We start from the raw sequence: 16,439 nt of genomic DNA on the forward strand, positions 1-16,439 counted from the left end.
AGGAGCTCCATGTGATAGGCAGACTCAGAGGCATCGTTCTCGAAAAACAACCCCCGCTTGTATTACTGGAAACGGGAGGCGTGGGCTATGAAGTACATATGCCAATGACCTGTTTTTATGAACTGCCGGATGTGGGCAACGAGGCCATCGTTTTTACCCATTTTGTCGTTCGCGAAGATGCGCAGCTGCTCTATGGTTTTAATAACAAGCAGGAACGCACCCTGTTCAAAGAGCTGATTAAAACCAACGGCGTCGGGCCAAAGCTGGCGCTGGCGATCCTCTCCGGTATGTCGGCGCAGCAGTTTGTTAACGCCGTAGAGCGCGAGGAGCTGGCTGCCCTGGTGAAACTGCCGGGTATCGGTAAGAAAACCGCTGAGCGTCTGATTGTTGAAATGAAAGACCGGTTCAAAGGTCTGCACGGCGATCTGTTTACGCCGGCGACGGATCTGGTGCTGACTTCACCGGCGGGTCCGTCTGATGACGATGCGGAGCAGGAAGCGGTTGCTGCGCTGGTGGCGCTGGGCTATAAACCTCAGGAGGCCAGCCGGATGGTGAGTAAAATCGCTCGCCCGGATGCCAACAGTGAAATGCTAATTCGCGAAGCGCTCCGCGCCGCGTTGTGAGGTAAGGGATGATTGAAGCAGACAGGCTGGTATCGGCAGACAGCGCCGGGTTTGAAGAGACGGCCGACCGCGCAATCCGCCCGAAATTGCTGGCAGAGTATGTCGGTCAACCGCAGGTGCGTTCGCAAATGGAGATTTTTATCCAGGCGGCAAAGCTGCGCGGGGACGCACTCGATCACCTGCTGATCTTTGGTCCACCGGGGCTGGGAAAGACGACGCTGGCAAACATCGTCGCCAATGAGATGGGCGTTAACCTGCGAACCACCTCCGGTCCGGTGCTTGAGAAGGCGGGTGACCTGGCCGCCATGCTCACCAACCTCGAACCCCACGATGTGCTGTTTATTGATGAAATACACCGCCTCTCGCCGGTAGTGGAAGAGGTGCTGTATCCGGCAATGGAAGACTATCAGCTGGATATTATGATCGGCGAAGGGCCTGCGGCGCGGTCGATCAAAATCGATCTGCCGCCGTTTACCCTGATTGGCGCCACGACGCGCGCGGGGTCATTAACTTCGCCGCTGCGTGACCGTTTCGGGATTGTACAGCGCCTCGAGTTTTACCAGGTTCCTGACCTGCAGCATATCGTCAGCCGCAGCGCGCGCTTTATGGGGCTGGAAATGAGCGACGAAGGTGCGCTGGAGGTGGCCCGCCGCGCGCGCGGCACGCCGCGTATCGCCAACCGCCTGCTGCGCCGGGTACGTGACTTTGCCGAAGTGCGCCATGATGGCACCATTTCGCTGGAGATTGCCGCTCAGGCGCTGGACATGCTGAATGTTGATGCGGAAGGGTTCGACTATATGGACCGCAAACTTCTGCTGGCGGTCATCGATAAATTCTTCGGCGGCCCCGTCGGCCTGGATAACCTGGCGGCGGCGATTGGCGAAGAGCGGGAAACTATCGAAGATGTTCTGGAACCGTATCTGATCCAGCAAGGCTTTTTGCAGCGTACGCCGCGTGGGCGTATGGCGACGGTACGCGCCTGGAATCACTTCGGTATTACGCCGCCGGCAATGCCGTAACCTGGCTGCCGGCAGATGAGCGGTGAGCTTGTTCCGGCAGGGCAGGGATGAGGACCCCGGTCAACTCGCCGCGACCGGGGAAGAGGGCGCGGCTCAGGCGGCCGATTTTTTCATCATGCTGAAGATAAACAGCAGCGCGGCGCACAGCACCACGGACGGGCCGGCGGGGGTGTCGTAAAACGCCGAGAAGGTCAGTCCACCGGTCACCGCGATAATCCCCACCCCAACGGCAGCGGCGGCCATCTGCTCCGGCGTACGGGCAAAGCGGCGCGCCGTGGCGGCAGGAATGATCAGCAGCGAGGTAATAATCAACGCGCCGACGAACTTCATGGCGACGCCAATGGTCAGCGCGGTGACCAGCATTAACAGCAGTTTCACCCGCTGCAGCTTCACGCCATCGACAAACGCCAGATCGGGGCTGATGGTCATCGACAGCAGGTTGCGCCACTGCCAGAGCAGGATAGCCAGCACAATCACCACGCCAATGGCGATAGAGATCAAATCTTCCGGCGTTACCGCCAGTAAATCGCCAAACAGATAGGCCATCAGGTCGACGCGAATATTCGACATCAGGCTAACCACCACCAGACCAAGCGACAGCGCGCTGTGCGCCATAATCCCCAATAAGGTATCGAGCGCCAGATGCGGACGTTTTTCCAGCCACACCAGACCGCCTGCCAGCATTAAGGTCACGGCGATCACCGCATAAAACGGATTGACGTTAAGCAACAGCCCGAAGGCCACGCCAAGCAAAGAGGCATGCGCTAAGGTATCGCCGAAATAGGACATCCGGCGCCAGACCACAAACGACCCGAGCGGGCCTGCCGCACAGGCAAGCATCATCCCGGCCAGCCAGCCGGGTAACAGAAGTTCAATCATCAGCGCTCATTTCCCCTACGCAGTACAATCCGCCCCTGCAGGTCATGGCGGTGATTATGATGGTGACGATAGATTCCCAGCTGTTCCGCCCCACGCTGGCCAAACATCGAGATAAACTGCGGATGTGTGGAGACCACTTCCGGGGTGCCGGAACAGCAAATATGTTGATTCAGGCACAGCACCTCATCGGTTTTTGCCATCACCAGATGCAGGTCGTGGGAGACCATCAGCACCGAGCAATCAAGCTCCTGGCGGAGCTGGTTTATCAGATCGTACAGGGCAACCTGCCCGTTAACGTCGACGCCCTGCGTGGGTTCATCCAGCACCAGCAGCTGCGGCTGGTTTAGCAGGGCCCGGGCCAGCAGCACGCGCTGGGTTTCGCCACCGGAGAGTTTTTGCATCGGCGCTTCAATCAGGTGCCCGGCCTGGACACGTTTCAGCGCCGGCAGGATGTCCTGCTTGCGGGTGCCTGGACGTAAGCGCATGAACCGGCTGACGGTCAGCGGCATCGTGGCATCCAGATGCAGTTTTTGCGGGACGTAGCCAATCCGCAGATTGTTCTCGCGCTTGATAACACCGTCACTCGGTGCTACCAGTCCAAGAACCACCCGCACGAGCGTGGATTTGCCTGCGCCATTAGGGCCGAGTAAGGTCAAAATTTTGCCGGGCTTTAGCGTCAGCGAAATGTCAGACAGTACGCGTCGTTGGCCGAAGGCGACCGAGACGTTTTCGAGAGTTACAAGATTTGTCATGTCAAATTAGGGGTTGCACAAGCGAGTGAATGTTATAATATCACATCTTTCTCATTCATTACGATGACTAGACGCATTATGTTACATAAAAATACGCTTCTTTGCGCTGGACTTAGCGCCGTTTTTTTGTTCGCTCAGACCTCTACGGCGAATGCTGCCGTGGTTACCTCAATGAAACCCTTAGGCTTTATCGCTTCCGCTATCGCGGATGGGGTCACGGAGACCCAGGTGCTCCTGCCTGACGGTGCCTCAGAGCATGATTATTCACTGCGTCCTTCCGATGCAAAACGCTTACAGAACGCAGACTTAGTGGTCTGGATTGGTCCAGAGATGGAAGCGTTCATGGACAAGTCAACGCAAAGCATTGCGTCGAATAAAAAGGTGACCATCGCTGAGCTTGCCGGCGTGAAACCGCTGCTCATGAAAGGGGCGGATGACGACGATGACGAGCATGGCCACGAACACGCCGCAGGTGAAAATAGTGACGGCGATCACCATCATGGTGTTTACAATATGCATCTGTGGTTATCCCCAGAGATAGCGCGGCTTTCAGCGGTTGCAATCCACGATAAATTATTGGAACTTATGCCGCAGAGTCGAGCCAAACTTGACGCTAACCTGAAAGAATTTGAGGCAAAATTAGCCTCAACCGATAAGCAGGTGAGTAACGAGCTCGCACCGCTGAAAGGAAAAGGGTATTTCGTTTTTCATGATGCCTATGGCTACTTTGAAAAACACTACGGTCTGACCTCTCTGGGGCATTTTACCGTAAACCCTGAAATACAGCCCGGTGCGCAGCGTTTACACGAAATCAGAACACAGCTGGTTGAGCAAAAAGCAACGTGCGTTTTTGCTGAGCCACAGTTCAGGCCAGCCGTTATAGAAGCTGTTGCCAGGGGCACCTCTGTGCGCATGGGGACTCTGGACCCTCTCGGTACCGGGATTAAGCTGGGTAAAGAAAGTTACCCGCAGTTCCTCGACCAACTGGCGAAACAGTATTCGAGCTGCCTGAAAGGAGATTAACGAGGAAGTGAATACGTGCAACAGATAGCCCGCGCTGTCACTCAGGCATTCAACAATTTGCCACGACCTCACCGCGTCATGCTGGGGTCGTTGAGCGTTCTGACATTAGCGGTCGCCGTCTGGCGACCCTATATCTACCATCCAGAATCCGCCCCTATCGTCAGGACGATTGAGCTGGAAAAAAGCGAAATCCGCTCTCTGCTGCCGGAAGCCTCCGAACCTATCGACCAGGCGCCGCAGGAAGAAGAAGCCATTCCTCAGGATGAACTGGATGATAAAGCCGACAGTGAGTCAGGCGGCCACGAATATGTGGTCTCCACTGGCGATACGCTGAGCAGTATCCTCAACCAGTACGGCATCGATATGGGCGATATCGCCCAGCTCTCCTCAGCCGACAAAGAGTTGCGAAACCTGAAAATTGGTCAACAGCTCTCGTGGACCTTAACGGCAGAGGGGGATTTGCAAAGTCTGACATGGGAAATGTCGCGCCGTGAAACCCGCACCTATACCCGGGTTGCGAACGGCTTTAAAATGAGCAGCGAGCTGCAGAAAGGGGATTGGGTCAACAACGTGTTGAAAGGCACCGTGGGCGCCAGCTTTGTTGCCAGCGCTCGTGAAGCCGGGTTAACCAGTACGGAAGTCAGCGCGGTGATCCGAGCGATGCAGTGGCAGATGGACTTCCGCAAGCTGAAAAAAGGCGATGAGTTCTCGGTACTGATGTCGCGCGAAATGCTTGACGGTAAACGGGAACAGAGCCAGCTGCTGGGCGTGCGTTTGCGTTCAGAAGGCAAGGATTACTACGCGATTCGTGCGGAAGACGGTAAGTTCTACGATCGTAACGGTACCGGTCTGGCGAAGGGCTTTATGCGCTTCCCGACGGCGCGCCAGTTCCGCGTCTCTTCGAACTTTAATCCGCGTCGCCTGAATCCGGTGACCGGGCGCGTGGCGCCGCACCGCGGCGTCGATTTTGCTATGCCGCAGGGGACGCCGGTTCTTGCGGTCGGCGATGGTGAAGTCGTGGTCGCTAAGCGCAGCGGCGCGGCGGGATACTATGTGGCCGTACGCCATGGTCGCACCTATACCACTCGCTATATGCACCTGCGTAAACTGCTGGTGAAACCGGGGCAGAAAGTGAAGCGCGGCGATCGTATTGCGCTGTCGGGTAACACCGGCCGTTCTACCGGTCCGCATCTGCACTACGAAGTGTGGATTAACCAACAGGCCGTGAACCCATTAACGGCGAAACTGCCGCGTACCGAAGGGTTGAGCGGTTCCGATCGCACCGATTATCTGGCGCAGGTCAAAGAGGTCATCCCGCAGCTGCGGTTTGACTAGCAGGATGTCAATGCAAGCCGGTGCCTGTCGCGCGCCGGCTTTTTCTTTTGTAGGTTCCCCGTCGTATCGCTAAACTATACCCACAATAAGTCGTCTTACGGCTTCTGAGGCTGCAACTTGCGGTTTGACGGGATTACCCCATTATCTTTTTTATGCAGTACGGCTGTGGACTGGGCATGGAAACGAAAAAAAATAATATTGAGTTTATTCCAAAGTTTGAAAAATCCTTTTTACTCCCGCGCTACTGGGGCGCCTGGCTGGGGGTTTTTGCGTTTGCCGGTATCGCTCTGACGCCTCCCTCTTTTCGCGATCCGATCCTCGGTAAACTGGGACGGGCGGTGGGTCGGCTGGCGAAAAGCTCGCGCCGGCGTGCGCAGATAAACCTGCTGTACTGCTTCCCGGAAAAGAGCGAGCAGGAGCGCGAGGCAATTATCGATGAAATGTATATGTCGGCACCGCAGGCGATGGTCATGATGGCCGAGCTGGGTCTGCGGGATCCTGCTCATATTCTTTCCCGCGTCGACTGGCAGGGCAAAGAGATCATCGAAGAGATGCAGCGCAATAACGAAAAGGTGATCTTCCTGGTGCCGCACGCCTGGGGGGTGGATATTCCAGCCATGTTGATGGCCTCGGGCGGTCAGAAAATGGCGGCAATGTTCCATAACCAGGGGAATCCGGTCTTCGACTACGTGTGGAATACCGTCAGACGTCGCTTTGGCGGGCGCATGCACGCGCGTAACGATGGCATTAAACCGTTTATCCAGTCGGTCCGCCAGGGCTACTGGGGCTACTATTTGCCCGACCAGGATCACGGCGCCGAGCACAGCGAATTCGTCGATTTCTTCGCGACCTATAAAGCCACCCTGCCGGCGATTGGCCGGCTGATGAAAGTCTGCCGTGCGCGCGTAGTGCCGCTGTTTCCGGTCTATGATGGGAAAACTCATCGTCTGACGGTGCTGGTGCGTCCGCCGATGGATGACCTGCTGGACGCCGATGATCGCACGATCGCGCGGCGGATGAACGAAGAGGTCGAGATTTTCGTCAAGCCGCATACCGAGCAATATACCTGGATCCTCAAGTTGCTGAAGACGCGTAAACCGGGGGAAATCGAGCCTTATAAGCGCAAAGAGCTCTTCCCGAAAAAGAAATAGCGCCCGCCTGTTCCTGCACCGACGTAGCAAAAGAGAGCCAATGAACCTGTCGGGTTCATTGGCTGTATTGTCTGAGTAAAGCGATATGCTCGTTAATCAACCGATAGCGGTATTCCGGTCTGCCGGTGAGACCATAGTGGTTATTGGTGAAGAGAATTCCCGTTTTTTCTAGCCAGATTAAATACTTACGACACGAAACTCTGGATATTTGCAGCGCGGTGGCGATCTCATTTGTCGAGAAGGCATTCTCCTGATGGGTATCGATCCATTGGCATACCAGGCGCAGCGTTTGCGGCGTTAATCCCTTAGGTAAGCGGCGGGCGTTATCCGGGCGCTGAATACCGCTGCGCAGTAAATCGTCAACATCGGACTGCTCGTAGCGGGATTTGGCGCGCTGCAGCTCGCGTCGTTTACGCCATGTCAGCAGCGCCTCTTCAAAGCGCGGGAACTGAAACGGTTTAATTAAATAATCAACCACGCCATAGCGCATTGCCGTCTGGACGGTTGCCGCATCGGCGGCGGAAGTAATCATGATCGCATCGATGCTGCGGGCGCTCGTACGCAGGGTGGGCAGCAGATCCAGCCCGTTCTCTCGCTGCATGTACACATCCAGCAGAACCAAATCGATCGGTGGCAAATGGTTCAGCATCTGCTCAGCTTCCGCCAGCGTTGAGGCGATACCGCAGCAGCGAAAGTCGGCGACCCTGCTGATAAACAGCCGGTTCAGCTCCGCAACCATCGAATCATCATCCACAATAAGCACATTGAACATGCGTGGTTCCTTTGACTATCGGGAAGCAGGGGAGTCGACGCCTCGATGCTTCCCGCAGGATTAATGAAGAGACGTGTCGCTACAGCGATGAACGCTTATAGGAGGTGTAACGCGCGTGCCAGAAGGTTTTATCAATATTCGCGATCAGCTCTTCCTCGCTGAGTTTTGCGGCGACGCCTTCGGCCTGGGCCACCAGAGCGACATCAAGGGCAATGGCCCGGGAAATCATCTCAATCTCTTCTACCGGGGGTAATAATCCGCCTTTTCCGGTTGTGGCTAACGGCGAGTGCGCCGCCAGCGTTTTACTGCAGGTAATCAGCATGGCTTCGGTGACGCGTTCTGCTTTGGTCGCCAGGATGCCTAGCCCCAGTCCCGGGAAAATATAGGCGTTGTTGCACTGAGCGATATCGTAAGTCGCACCTTGACAGAACACCGGTTCAAACGGGCTGCCGGTGGCGATCAGCGCGTTACCCTGAGTCCATTCAAGCAACTCTTTCGGCTGCGCTTCGGCGCGGGAAGTTGGGTTAGAGAGCGGCATCACGATTGGCCGCGGGCAGTGGCGGTGCATCTCTTTGATAATCTCTTCGCTGAACAGACCCGGCTGGCCGGATACGCCAATGAGCACGGTCGGGTGCACATTGCGCACGACATCCATCAACGACAGGTTGGCAGACGTGACATCCCAGTGGGCAGTAGTGTCCCGCGGCGTCACGAGGCGTTGCTGAAAATCGAGCAGATTGGGCATCTCATCGGTCAGTAAACCAAAACGATCGACCATGAAGACTTTGCTGCGGGCCTCTTCCTCCGACAAACCATCATCAACCATCAGCGCAATAATTTTTTCAGCAATACCGCAGCCGGCGGAACCGCCGCCGAGGAAGACAACGCGCTGGTCGCGCATACGGGTACCTGCCACCGCGGCGGCGGCAATCAGCGTACCTGTCGTGACGGCGGCGGTTCCCTGGATATCATCGTTGAAACAGCACAGCTGGTTGCGATAGCGATTAAGCAGGCGGCTGGCATTCTTCTGGGCAAAATCTTCGAATTGCAGCAGGACATGCGGCCAGCGACGTTTTACCGCATCGACAAACATATCCATAAACTCCATATACTGATCGTCGTTAATGCGCGGATGACGCCAGCCCATATACAGCGGGTCTTCAAGGAGCTTCGCATTGTTGGTCCCGACGTCCAGCATCACTGGCAGTGTCGCGGCGGGATGAATGCCGCCGCAGGCGGTATACAACGAGAGTTTACCGATCGGAATACCCATCCCGCCGATGCCCTGATCGCCCAGACCAAGAATACGCTCGCCGTCGGTGACGACGATCACCTGAATATCGTTGCGCGAGAAGCCCTGCAGCATCTCGTCAATGTGATGGCGGTTAGGCCAGGAAATAAACAGGCCGCGGCCGCGACGATAAATTTCAGAGAAGTGTTCGCAGGCTTCTCCGACGGTTGGCGTATAAATCACCGGCAGCATCTCTTTCATATGACGACGCAGTAAATGATAAAATAGTGTCTCGTTAGTATCCTGAATATTCCGCAGATAGATATGCCGGGAAATATCGCGCTTAAATTCACTGAACTGCTTCCACGCGCGCTCCGTTTGTTCTTCGATAGTTTCAACATTATGCGGAAGCAATCCCTGGAGATTAAACGCCGTTCTTTCCCCCTCGGTAAATGCGAGCCCTTTATTTAACAGCGGATTTTCCAGCAGGACTGCGCCATTATAAGGGGTATATAATGTTTCTTTGACTAACATTTGATGACTCCTGAACATTGTTTAAATAAAAACAGGTTTTAACTTGATAGAAATGTTGCCCTGAGACGGTAATTAAGAAATTAAATAAATCATGATCCCTTCGGTGACCACGCCAATGGCGGTGCCGAGTAAAATAGAGGATGAGGCCGGCTCAATATACGTATCGCTGCGCAGTGCAAACATACCGGCGGCGATGGCTGAAGGGGTTGCGCCAATGATAATGACCTGCTGCATCAGCGTGTGGCTAAGACCAAAAGCCAGGCCTGCCGCGGCCATCATGGCGGGCTGAATCAGATTTTTAATACTGATGTTGGTGCAGGTCTGAATATTAACCGTCGGGCGTTCGCCATAAAACAGCAGGCCAAGAGCAAACAGCGACAGGCCGCCGGCAATTTTCCCGACCATTTCAATCGGCATGCTGAGCATATGGGGAAGCTGTACGCCAGCAAGGCTCAGCAGCACCCCTGAGATAGGGATCCAGACGATTGGATTTCTTATGGCTTTCAGCAGGTTTTGCACAATCAGCTTACCAGCATGAATCTCCTCGCTATCGCCAGCGGCATGTTTATCGCCCATCCGAATCAGGATTATAGTCAGGGGAATCATGAACACGCTGGTGATTAAGTTGCCGATAAGCACACCCAGAAAGCCTTCGGGTCCAATCAGGACGGCAAGGACCGGCGCACCGAAATAGGCCATATCAGGAAATGCGCACACCAGGGACTGGATCGCGCTGGTTTTGATGTCATGGCGGAATACGTAGCGCGAGATCAGCAGAGTAAGGAAATAAGACCCCATCAGGCCAATCACTAATACGGCCATAAAGGCGAAGTTTTTAATTTTATCCGGGTTGGTATTTAACGCGCCAATAAAAAGATGGAAGGGCAGAGCAAACCGAATGACCACGGTGGCTAACACCGAAGCATCTTCACGACGGGTATAGCCTAACTTACCGCTGAGCCAACCGAGTAACATGATAAAAACTAATGGGAACAATGATTGCAATAGCAGCGTAGGCATAAATTATCCTGAAAATAGGGTGTAGGGTTGCTTGTGGTTTTTAATCTAACGATCCCCTATGGAATGAAAGGTGATTGAAATCACAATGGCGGGTATTTAAATAATTTCGCCTTGGGAACTTTACTTACAAATAGCGGTGCGGAGATTAACTCCTTGTTTTTCATGGCTGTCGATAACGCAATGTCGTAACCAATAACTTTAACTACGGCGTAATAATTTAAATTACTTAAAAGGGAGTTTCTAACTCAGTCACAAAGTCGTGAACGGAGAACGTTGTTTTCTTTTTTAGCGAAAATTCCTGTGCTACCGTTTACGTGGTTTTAATTCGAATGCTTCTTCATTTTTTGTTTCTTTTTATTTTTATTTGACTGCGCAATTTTAATATTGCGCCTCGATCCTACGCCATCTATCACAATTCAGGTGAAACATGAAAAATAATTCACTCAACCATCCGGTAGAACAAACGCACTCGAGTGGGCAAACTCCGCGGTTCTTATCCAACGTTGATGTCGGCGCCGTACCTTTAACGCTGTTTGTCGGTATTGCAATGATTGTCGCCGTCTCATCAATGGCGGGACTGTTGCCAAAGAACATGATTGGCGGGCTGGCGGTCATTATGACCCTGGGATTCGCGCTGGCCAAAATCGGGCGAATGGTGCCGGTGCTTAAAGATATCGGCGGCCCGGCCATTTTGTGTCTGATGATGCCGTCGGTACTGGTCTATTTCGGGGTATTTGATCCCCACACTCTGGGCACCGTGCATCTGTTGATGAAAGAGGCCAATTTACTCTATTTTGTCATCGCCTGTCTGGTGGTTGGCAGTATTCTGGGAATGAACAGAACCATTCTTATCCAGGGAATGGTGCGTATGTTCGTTCCGCTGGTTGTGGGGACCGGAGCGGCGATCGCGACGGGGCTGCTGGTGGGAAGCCTGTTTGGCTACAGCATGTACCATACCTTTTTCTTTATTATTGTGCCGATTATCGGCGGCGGTATTGGGGAAGGCATCCTGCCGCTGTCGCTGGCATATTCTGCGATCCTCGGGCAAACGCCGGACGTGTATGTGGCACAGCTGGCGCCAGCTGCGGTGGTGGGGAATATCTTCGCCATTATCTGCGCAGGCTTTCTGGCTCGCCTGGGCGTCCGCCGCCCGGCGCTGTCCGGCGATGGCATGTTAATTCGCAGCCATGATGATAACCACGTTTTCTCGCAGTCTCAGGGAGGGCAGCCCACCGATTTCCAGCTGATGGGGGCCGGGCTGCTAATGATCTGCGCATTTTTTATCGTTGGCGGGCTGCTGGAGAAAGTGCTGCACATCCCGGGACCGGTATTGATGATTCTGGCCGCCGTTCTGTGCAAATACACCAAAATTATCCCCGCAGCGATGGAGCTGGGGGCGCATAGCTGCTACAAATTTGTGTCCGCAGCCCTCGTCTGGCCGCTGATGATCGGCCTTGGGATGCTGTATGTCCCTCTGGAGAGCGTGGTTTCCGTCTTCTCGATTGGCTACGTCGTGGTTTGCGGTTCCATCGTGATTGCCATGGCGTTAAGCGGATTTTTCATCGCTTCCCGGCTGAATATGTATCCTGTTGAAGCGGCGATTGTGACCAGCTGCCACAGTGGGCTGGGCGGCACCGGGGATGTGGCGATACTCTCGGCATCGAATCGCATGTCGCTGATGCCGTTTGCACAGATTGCCACCCGTATTGGCGGCGCCTCAACGGTGATTGCCGCGACGTTGCTGCTGAGCTGGATTGTCTGATTACGGATAAAAAAAACCTGCCAGCATGATGCTGGCAGGTTGGGCGTTCACCACGAGGTCGGTATTACTCGACGGTCAGAATACGCGTGGTGTTAGTGCTGCCGATGGTGCTCATCACGTCACCCTGGGTCACGATAACGAGGTCACCGGAGACCAGATAGCCTTTATCACGCAGCAGATTCACCGCATCGTGCGCCGCAGCGACGCCGTCGTTGGTGCTGTCGAAGTGAACCGGCGTCACGCCGCGATACAAGGCGGTCAGGTTCAGCGTACGTTCATGGCGGGAGAGGGCGAAAATGGGCAGGCCAGAGCTAATGCGTGAAGTCATCAGCGCGGTACGACCGGACTCGGTCATGGTGATGATCGCGGTGACGCCTTTCAGGTGGTTCGCCGCATACATCGCTGACATGGCAATCGCCTCTTCAACGTTATCGAACTGGATATCCAGACGATGTTTGGAGACGTTGAGGCTTGGGATTTTTTCGGCGCCCAGACAGACGCGCGCCATAGCGGCCACGGTTTCTGACGGATACTGACCGGCGGCGGTTTCCGCTGAGAGCATCACGGCATCGGTACCGTCGAGGACGGCGTTAGCGACGTCCATGACTTCCGCGCGGGTTGGCATCGGGTTAGTAATCATCGACTCCATCATCTGAGTCGCGGTGATGACCGAACGGTTCAGCTGACGAGCGCGGCGAATCAGGGCTTTCTGGATACCCACCAGCTCCGGGTCGCCGATTTCAACGCCAAGGTCGCCACGGGCAACCATCACCACGTCAGAGGCCAGAATTACGTCGTCCATTGCGTCCTGATCGCAAACCGCTTCCGCACGCTCAACTTTCGCGACGATCTTCGCATCGCAGCCGGCTTCGCGCGCCAGGCGGCGGGCATAGTTCAGGTCTTCGCCACAGCGTGGGAAGGAGACGGCCAGGTAATCAACGCCGATTTTCGCCGCGGTGACGATGTCAGCCTTGTCTTTCTCAGTCAGCGCTTCGGCAGACAGGCCGCCACCCAGTTTGTTGATACCTTTATTGTTTGACAGCGGTCCGCCGACGGTGACTTCGGTGAACACTTTCAGACCCTTAACTTCGATGACTTTCAGCTGTACGCGGCCATCGTCCAGCAGCAGGATATCGCCTGGCACGACATCCGCCGGCAGGCCTTTATAATCAATACCGACTTTCTCTTTGTCGCCTTCGCCTTTGCCCAGCTCTGCATCAAGCAGGAATTTGTCGCCGATATTAAGGAAAATTTTGCCTTCTTTGAAGGTGGATACGCGAATTTTGGGGCCTTGCAGATCGCCGAGGATGGCCACATGACGGCCCAGTTTTGCCGCGATCTGACGGACTTTATCCGCGCGAATCTGATGATCTTCCGGGGTACCGTGAGAGAAGTTCATACGTACCACGTTAGCGCCTGCGGCGATCACCTTTTCAAGGTTGTTATCACGATCGGTTGCCGGGCCTAAGGTCGTTACGATTTTGGTTCTGCGAAGCCTTCTGGACATGTAATACTCCGTTGACTAAAACAACTTTGGTGTTGCGTGAACATGGAATCGGCGGTGCCGGTCAGCAATGTCGCTCTGCCGGAACGTTACCGAAGGTGTAATGGGTCACTACCTAATTATCAAGTTTTATGGGTTGTCGCTGTGTACAGGCAGCTCTTTATCAAAACGCGATTCCTTCAATGCTTCCTTGACCCTCTTCAAGTTATCTCTGAATTTCGCTCCTCGACGGAGGGTAAAACCGGTGGCCAGCACATCTATTACCGTCAGCTGAGCAAGACGTGAAACCATGGGCATATAGATATCCGTATCTTCGGGGACATCAAGCGTAATCGACAAGGTTGCCTCTCGCGCCAGCGGGGTACCCGCCGACGTGATGGCGATGACCATGGCATCGTTTTCACGCGCCAGCTGCGCCAGTTCGACCTGGCTTTTTGTCCGGCCAGTATGTGAGATAATCACGACAACGTCATCATCATTGCAATTCATACAGCTCATGCGTTGCAGGACAATGTCGTCGGAGTAGATAACCGGAACGTTAAAACGGAAAAATTTGTTCATGGCGTCATGCGCGACGGCTGCCGAGGAGCCGAGGCCAAAGAAGGCAATTTTCTTGGCCTGGGTCAGAAGGTCGACGGCACGATTAACCGCTGACATATCGAGAGAGTGGTGGACCTGATCTAAACTGGCCATGGCTGACTCGAAAATCTTCCCCGTATAGGACTCTACGCTGTCGTCTTCATCGACATTGCGGTTAACATAGAGAGTACCGTGTGCCAGGCTTTGTGCCAGGTGAAGTTTAAAATCAGGAAAGCCGCGGGTTTCCAGACTCCGGCAAAAACGGTTAACGGTCGGTTCGCTGACGCCAGCTTCCAGCGCCAGGGCCGCAATGCTTGAATGAATTGCCTGAGCAGGCGTAGCAAGAATGACTTCCGCCACTTTGCGTTCGGATTTGCTAAGGTGTTCCAGCCGGGACTGGATTTTTTCCAGCATGTTCATGGGTAACGGAGCGCTCATCAGTGGAAGCGATTTCATTAATGGATGAAATCATCAGGCGTTTTAGCAAGAATATACCCCTCCGTTACGCTAAGCGGGGAGGAATGACGTTAAAAAATGTTGTTTTTTTTCATTACATGATCAGAGTCGTATTTTATTAACTTAAAACCGGTCGAAAGAACGAACAAGTTTAGCCGTTTGCCCAAATAGTCGCCGGAACTTTTCTCCGCGTGCGGTTTAGCGTCGGGAATGGCGGCCTGAGGGTTTCGGGAAGTTCGTAAACACAGTACAGTGCAGTGTAAGAAAATTACAAATATAGCCTGGCATAAGCACCAGACTATCAACTGAGGAGAATGACATGGCGGTAACGCAAACGGCCCAGGCATGCGATCTGGTCATTTTCGGCGCGAAGGGTGACCTGGCGCGTCGTAAATTGTTGCCTTCCCTGTATCAGCTCGAAAAAGCTGGCCAGATCAACCCTGAGACCCGGATTATCGGGGTCGGACGTGCTGACTGGGATAAAGATGCTTACACCAAAGTCGTCCGTGAAGCGCTTGAAACCTTCATGAAGGAAAAGATTGATGAAGGTTTGTGGGAAACCCTGAGCGGACGTCTGGATTTTTGTAACCTCGATGTGAACGATACCAAAGCGTTTTCCCGTTTGGGCAAAATGCTGGATCAGGAAAACCGCGTCACCATCAACTACTTTGCCATGCCGCCGAGCACTTTTGGCGCCATTTGCAAAGGCCTCGGCCAGGCGAAACTGAACGCCAAACCTGCGCGCGTGGTGATGGAAAAACCGCTGGGTACCTCTCTGGATACCTCCCGCGAGATCAACGATCAGGTCGGCGAATTCTTCGAAGAGTGCCAGGTTTACCGTATCGACCATTACCTCGGCAAAGAGACGGTGCTCAACCTGCTGGCGCTGCGCTTTGCGAACTCCCTGTTTGTCAATAACTGGGACTGCCGCACGATCGACCACGTTGAAATCACCGTAGCGGAAGAAGTGGGTATCGAAGGTCGCTGGGGTTACTTCGATCAGGCCGGGCAAATGCGCGACATGATCCAGAACCATCTGCTGCAGATCCTGTGCATGATCGCGATGTCGCCGCCGTCAGACCTCAGTGCCGACAGTATTCGTGACGAAAAAGTAAAAGTGCTGAAGTCGCTGCGCCGTATCGACCGCTCCAACGTGCGTGAGAAAACGGTCCGCGGCCAGTACACCGCCGGCTTCGCCCAGGGTAAAAAAGTCCCGGGCTACCTCGAAGAAGAGGGGGCGAACAAATCCAGCAATACCGAGACCTTTGTGGCTATCCGCGTCGATATCGATAACTGGCGCTGGGCCGGCGTGCCGTTCTACCTGCGTACCGGTAAACGCCTGCCGACCAAATGTTCTGAAGTGGTGGTGTATTTCAAAACCCCGGAGCTGAACCTGTTTAAAGAGAACTGGCAGGAGCTGCCGCAGAACAAGCTGACGATTCGTCTGCAGCCGGATGAGGGCGTGGATATTCAGGTCCTCAACAAAGTGCCGGGCCTTGACCACAAACACAATCTGCAGATAACCAAGCTGGATCTGAGCTATTCGGAGACCTTCAACCAGACTCACCTGGCGGATGCCTATGAACGTCTGCTGCTGGAAACCATGCGCGGTATCCAGGCGCTGTTCGTGCGTCGTGATGAAGTCGAAGAGGCGTGGAAGTGGGTTGACTCCATTACTGAAGCCTGGGCTGCCGACCGCGATGCGCCGAAGCCCTATCAGGCAGGTACCTGGGGGCCGGTCGCCTCTGTGGCGATGATCACCCGCGACGGTCGTTCCTGGAACGAATTTGAATAGTTTG

At 54.5% G+C, this 16,439-nt stretch carries 14 protein-coding genes; 7 read left to right on the forward strand and 7 right to left on the reverse strand.

The annotated features are described in order from the left end of the window. Nucleotides 1-11: 11 nt before the first annotated feature. On the forward strand, nt 12-623 hold the full coding sequence (gene ruvA, locus AC236I_RS09035) for a Holliday junction branch migration protein RuvA (RefSeq protein ID WP_004864039.1): 612 nt from the start codon (nt 12-14) through the stop codon (nt 621-623). 8 nt (nt 624-631) lie between these two features. Continuing rightward, a complete protein-coding gene (gene ruvB, locus AC236I_RS09040; RefSeq protein WP_004864035.1) occupies nt 632-1,642 on the forward strand; it encodes a Holliday junction branch migration DNA helicase RuvB in 1,011 nt (336 codons plus the stop codon). Between the two features lie 93 nt (nt 1,643-1,735). On the opposite strand, the gene znuB is transcribed toward ruvB, so the two are convergent. Together znuB and znuC are read right to left on the reverse strand one after the other, a co-directional pair. Continuing rightward, on the reverse strand, nt 1,736-2,521 hold the full coding sequence (gene znuB / locus AC236I_RS09045; RefSeq protein WP_004864032.1) for a zinc ABC transporter permease subunit ZnuB: 786 nt from the start codon (nt 2,519-2,521) through the stop codon (nt 1,736-1,738). Continuing rightward, nucleotides 2,521-3,273 carry a zinc ABC transporter ATP-binding protein ZnuC gene (znuC, locus tag AC236I_RS09050; protein ID WP_004864029.1) on the reverse strand — a complete coding sequence of 251 codons (753 nt, stop codon included), beginning with the start codon at nt 3,271-3,273 and terminating at the stop codon, nt 2,521-2,523. Before znuC ends, znuB begins: the two co-directional genes overlap by 1 nt. Before the next feature lie 78 nt (nt 3,274-3,351). Here znuC and znuA point away from each other — a divergent pair, with 78 nt between their 5' ends. The 3 genes from znuA to lpxM all read left to right on the forward strand — a co-directional run bounded on the left by znuA (nt 3,352) and on the right by lpxM (nt 6,782). Then, the gene (gene znuA / locus AC236I_RS09055) at nt 3,352-4,296 is read left to right on the forward strand and encodes a zinc ABC transporter substrate-binding protein ZnuA (protein WP_004864025.1); all 945 of its coding nucleotides are present in this window, start codon (nt 3,352-3,354) and stop codon (nt 4,294-4,296) included. A 15-nt stretch (nt 4,297-4,311) separates the two neighbouring features. Continuing rightward, nucleotides 4,312-5,631: a murein DD-endopeptidase MepM gene (gene mepM / locus AC236I_RS09060; RefSeq protein WP_004864022.1), complete on the forward strand. Its 1,320-nt coding sequence runs from the start codon at nt 4,312-4,314 to the stop codon at nt 5,629-5,631. Nucleotides 5,632-5,807: 176 nt separating this feature from the next. Beyond that, on the forward strand, nt 5,808-6,782 hold the full coding sequence (gene lpxM / locus AC236I_RS09065; RefSeq protein WP_004864019.1) for a lauroyl-Kdo(2)-lipid IV(A) myristoyltransferase: 975 nt from the start codon (nt 5,808-5,810) through the stop codon (nt 6,780-6,782). A gap of 55 nt (nt 6,783-6,837) precedes the next feature. On the opposite strand, the gene dcuR is transcribed toward lpxM, so the two are convergent. From dcuR to AC236I_RS09080, 3 genes are all read right to left on the reverse strand, one after another. Further along, complete coding sequence (gene dcuR / locus AC236I_RS09070) at nt 6,838-7,554, reverse strand: two-component system response regulator DcuR (RefSeq protein ID WP_064367726.1); 717 nt, start codon at nt 7,552-7,554, stop codon at nt 6,838-6,840. A 79-nt stretch (nt 7,555-7,633) separates the two neighbouring features. Beyond that, nucleotides 7,634-9,319, reverse strand: a complete 1,686-nt coding sequence (locus AC236I_RS09075) for an NAD-dependent malic enzyme (protein ID WP_004864014.1) — start codon at nt 9,317-9,319, stop codon at nt 7,634-7,636. Nucleotides 9,320-9,391: 72 nt separating this feature from the next. After that, entirely contained in the window at nt 9,392-10,339 is a 948-nt protein-coding gene (locus tag AC236I_RS09080) for an AEC family transporter (protein ID WP_004864011.1), read from the reverse strand. 427 nt (nt 10,340-10,766) lie between these two features. On the opposite strand from AC236I_RS09080, the gene AC236I_RS09085 reads away from it, so the two are divergent. Then, complete coding sequence (locus tag AC236I_RS09085; protein ID WP_004864007.1) at nt 10,767-12,101, forward strand: 2-hydroxycarboxylate transporter family protein; 1,335 nt, start codon at nt 10,767-10,769, stop codon at nt 12,099-12,101. 64 nt (nt 12,102-12,165) lie between these two features. On the opposite strand, the gene pyk is transcribed toward AC236I_RS09085, so the two are convergent. Together pyk and AC236I_RS09095 are read right to left on the reverse strand one after the other, a co-directional pair. Continuing rightward, on the reverse strand, nt 12,166-13,608 hold the full coding sequence (gene pyk / locus AC236I_RS09090) for a pyruvate kinase (RefSeq protein ID WP_004864005.1): 1,443 nt from the start codon (nt 13,606-13,608) through the stop codon (nt 12,166-12,168). Between the two features lie 126 nt (nt 13,609-13,734). After that, a complete protein-coding gene (locus tag AC236I_RS09095; protein WP_160873290.1) occupies nt 13,735-14,640 on the reverse strand; it encodes a MurR/RpiR family transcriptional regulator in 906 nt (301 codons plus the stop codon). A gap of 319 nt (nt 14,641-14,959) precedes the next feature. Here AC236I_RS09095 and zwf point away from each other — a divergent pair, with 319 nt between their 5' ends. Beyond that, nucleotides 14,960-16,435: a glucose-6-phosphate dehydrogenase gene (gene zwf, locus AC236I_RS09100; RefSeq protein ID WP_004863999.1), complete on the forward strand. Its 1,476-nt coding sequence runs from the start codon at nt 14,960-14,962 to the stop codon at nt 16,433-16,435. The last annotated feature ends 4 nt before the right edge of the window (nt 16,436-16,439 follow it).

Source organism: Klebsiella sp. Sb-30 (assembly GCF_057652795.1).

Coding starts and splice junctions, on each gene's coding strand:
- znuC (WP_004864029.1), bottom strand. CDS start 3,273: ATGACAAATCTTGTAACTCTCGAAAACGTCTCGGTCGCCTTCGGCCAA.
- znuA (WP_004864025.1), top strand. CDS start 3,352: ATGTTACATAAAAATACGCTTCTTTGCGCTGGACTTAGCGCCGTTTTT.
- lpxM (WP_004864019.1), top strand. CDS start 5,808: ATGGAAACGAAAAAAAATAATATTGAGTTTATTCCAAAGTTTGAAAAA.
- dcuR (WP_064367726.1), bottom strand. CDS start 7,554: ATGTTCAATGTGCTTATTGTGGATGATGATTCGATGGTTGCGGAGCTG.
- AC236I_RS09095 (WP_160873290.1), bottom strand. CDS start 14,640: ATGAAATCGCTTCCACTGATGAGCGCTCCGTTACCCATGAACATGCTG.
- AC236I_RS09085 (WP_004864007.1), top strand. CDS start 10,767: ATGAAAAATAATTCACTCAACCATCCGGTAGAACAAACGCACTCGAGT.
- zwf (WP_004863999.1), top strand. CDS start 14,960: ATGGCGGTAACGCAAACGGCCCAGGCATGCGATCTGGTCATTTTCGGC.
- pyk (WP_004864005.1), bottom strand. CDS start 13,608: ATGTCCAGAAGGCTTCGCAGAACCAAAATCGTAACGACCTTAGGCCCG.
- AC236I_RS09075 (WP_004864014.1), bottom strand. CDS start 9,319: ATGTTAGTCAAAGAAACATTATATACCCCTTATAATGGCGCAGTCCTG.
- AC236I_RS09080 (WP_004864011.1), bottom strand. CDS start 10,339: ATGCCTACGCTGCTATTGCAATCATTGTTCCCATTAGTTTTTATCATG.
- znuB (WP_004864032.1), bottom strand. CDS start 2,521: ATGATTGAACTTCTGTTACCCGGCTGGCTGGCCGGGATGATGCTTGCC.
- ruvB (WP_004864035.1), top strand. CDS start 632: ATGATTGAAGCAGACAGGCTGGTATCGGCAGACAGCGCCGGGTTTGAA.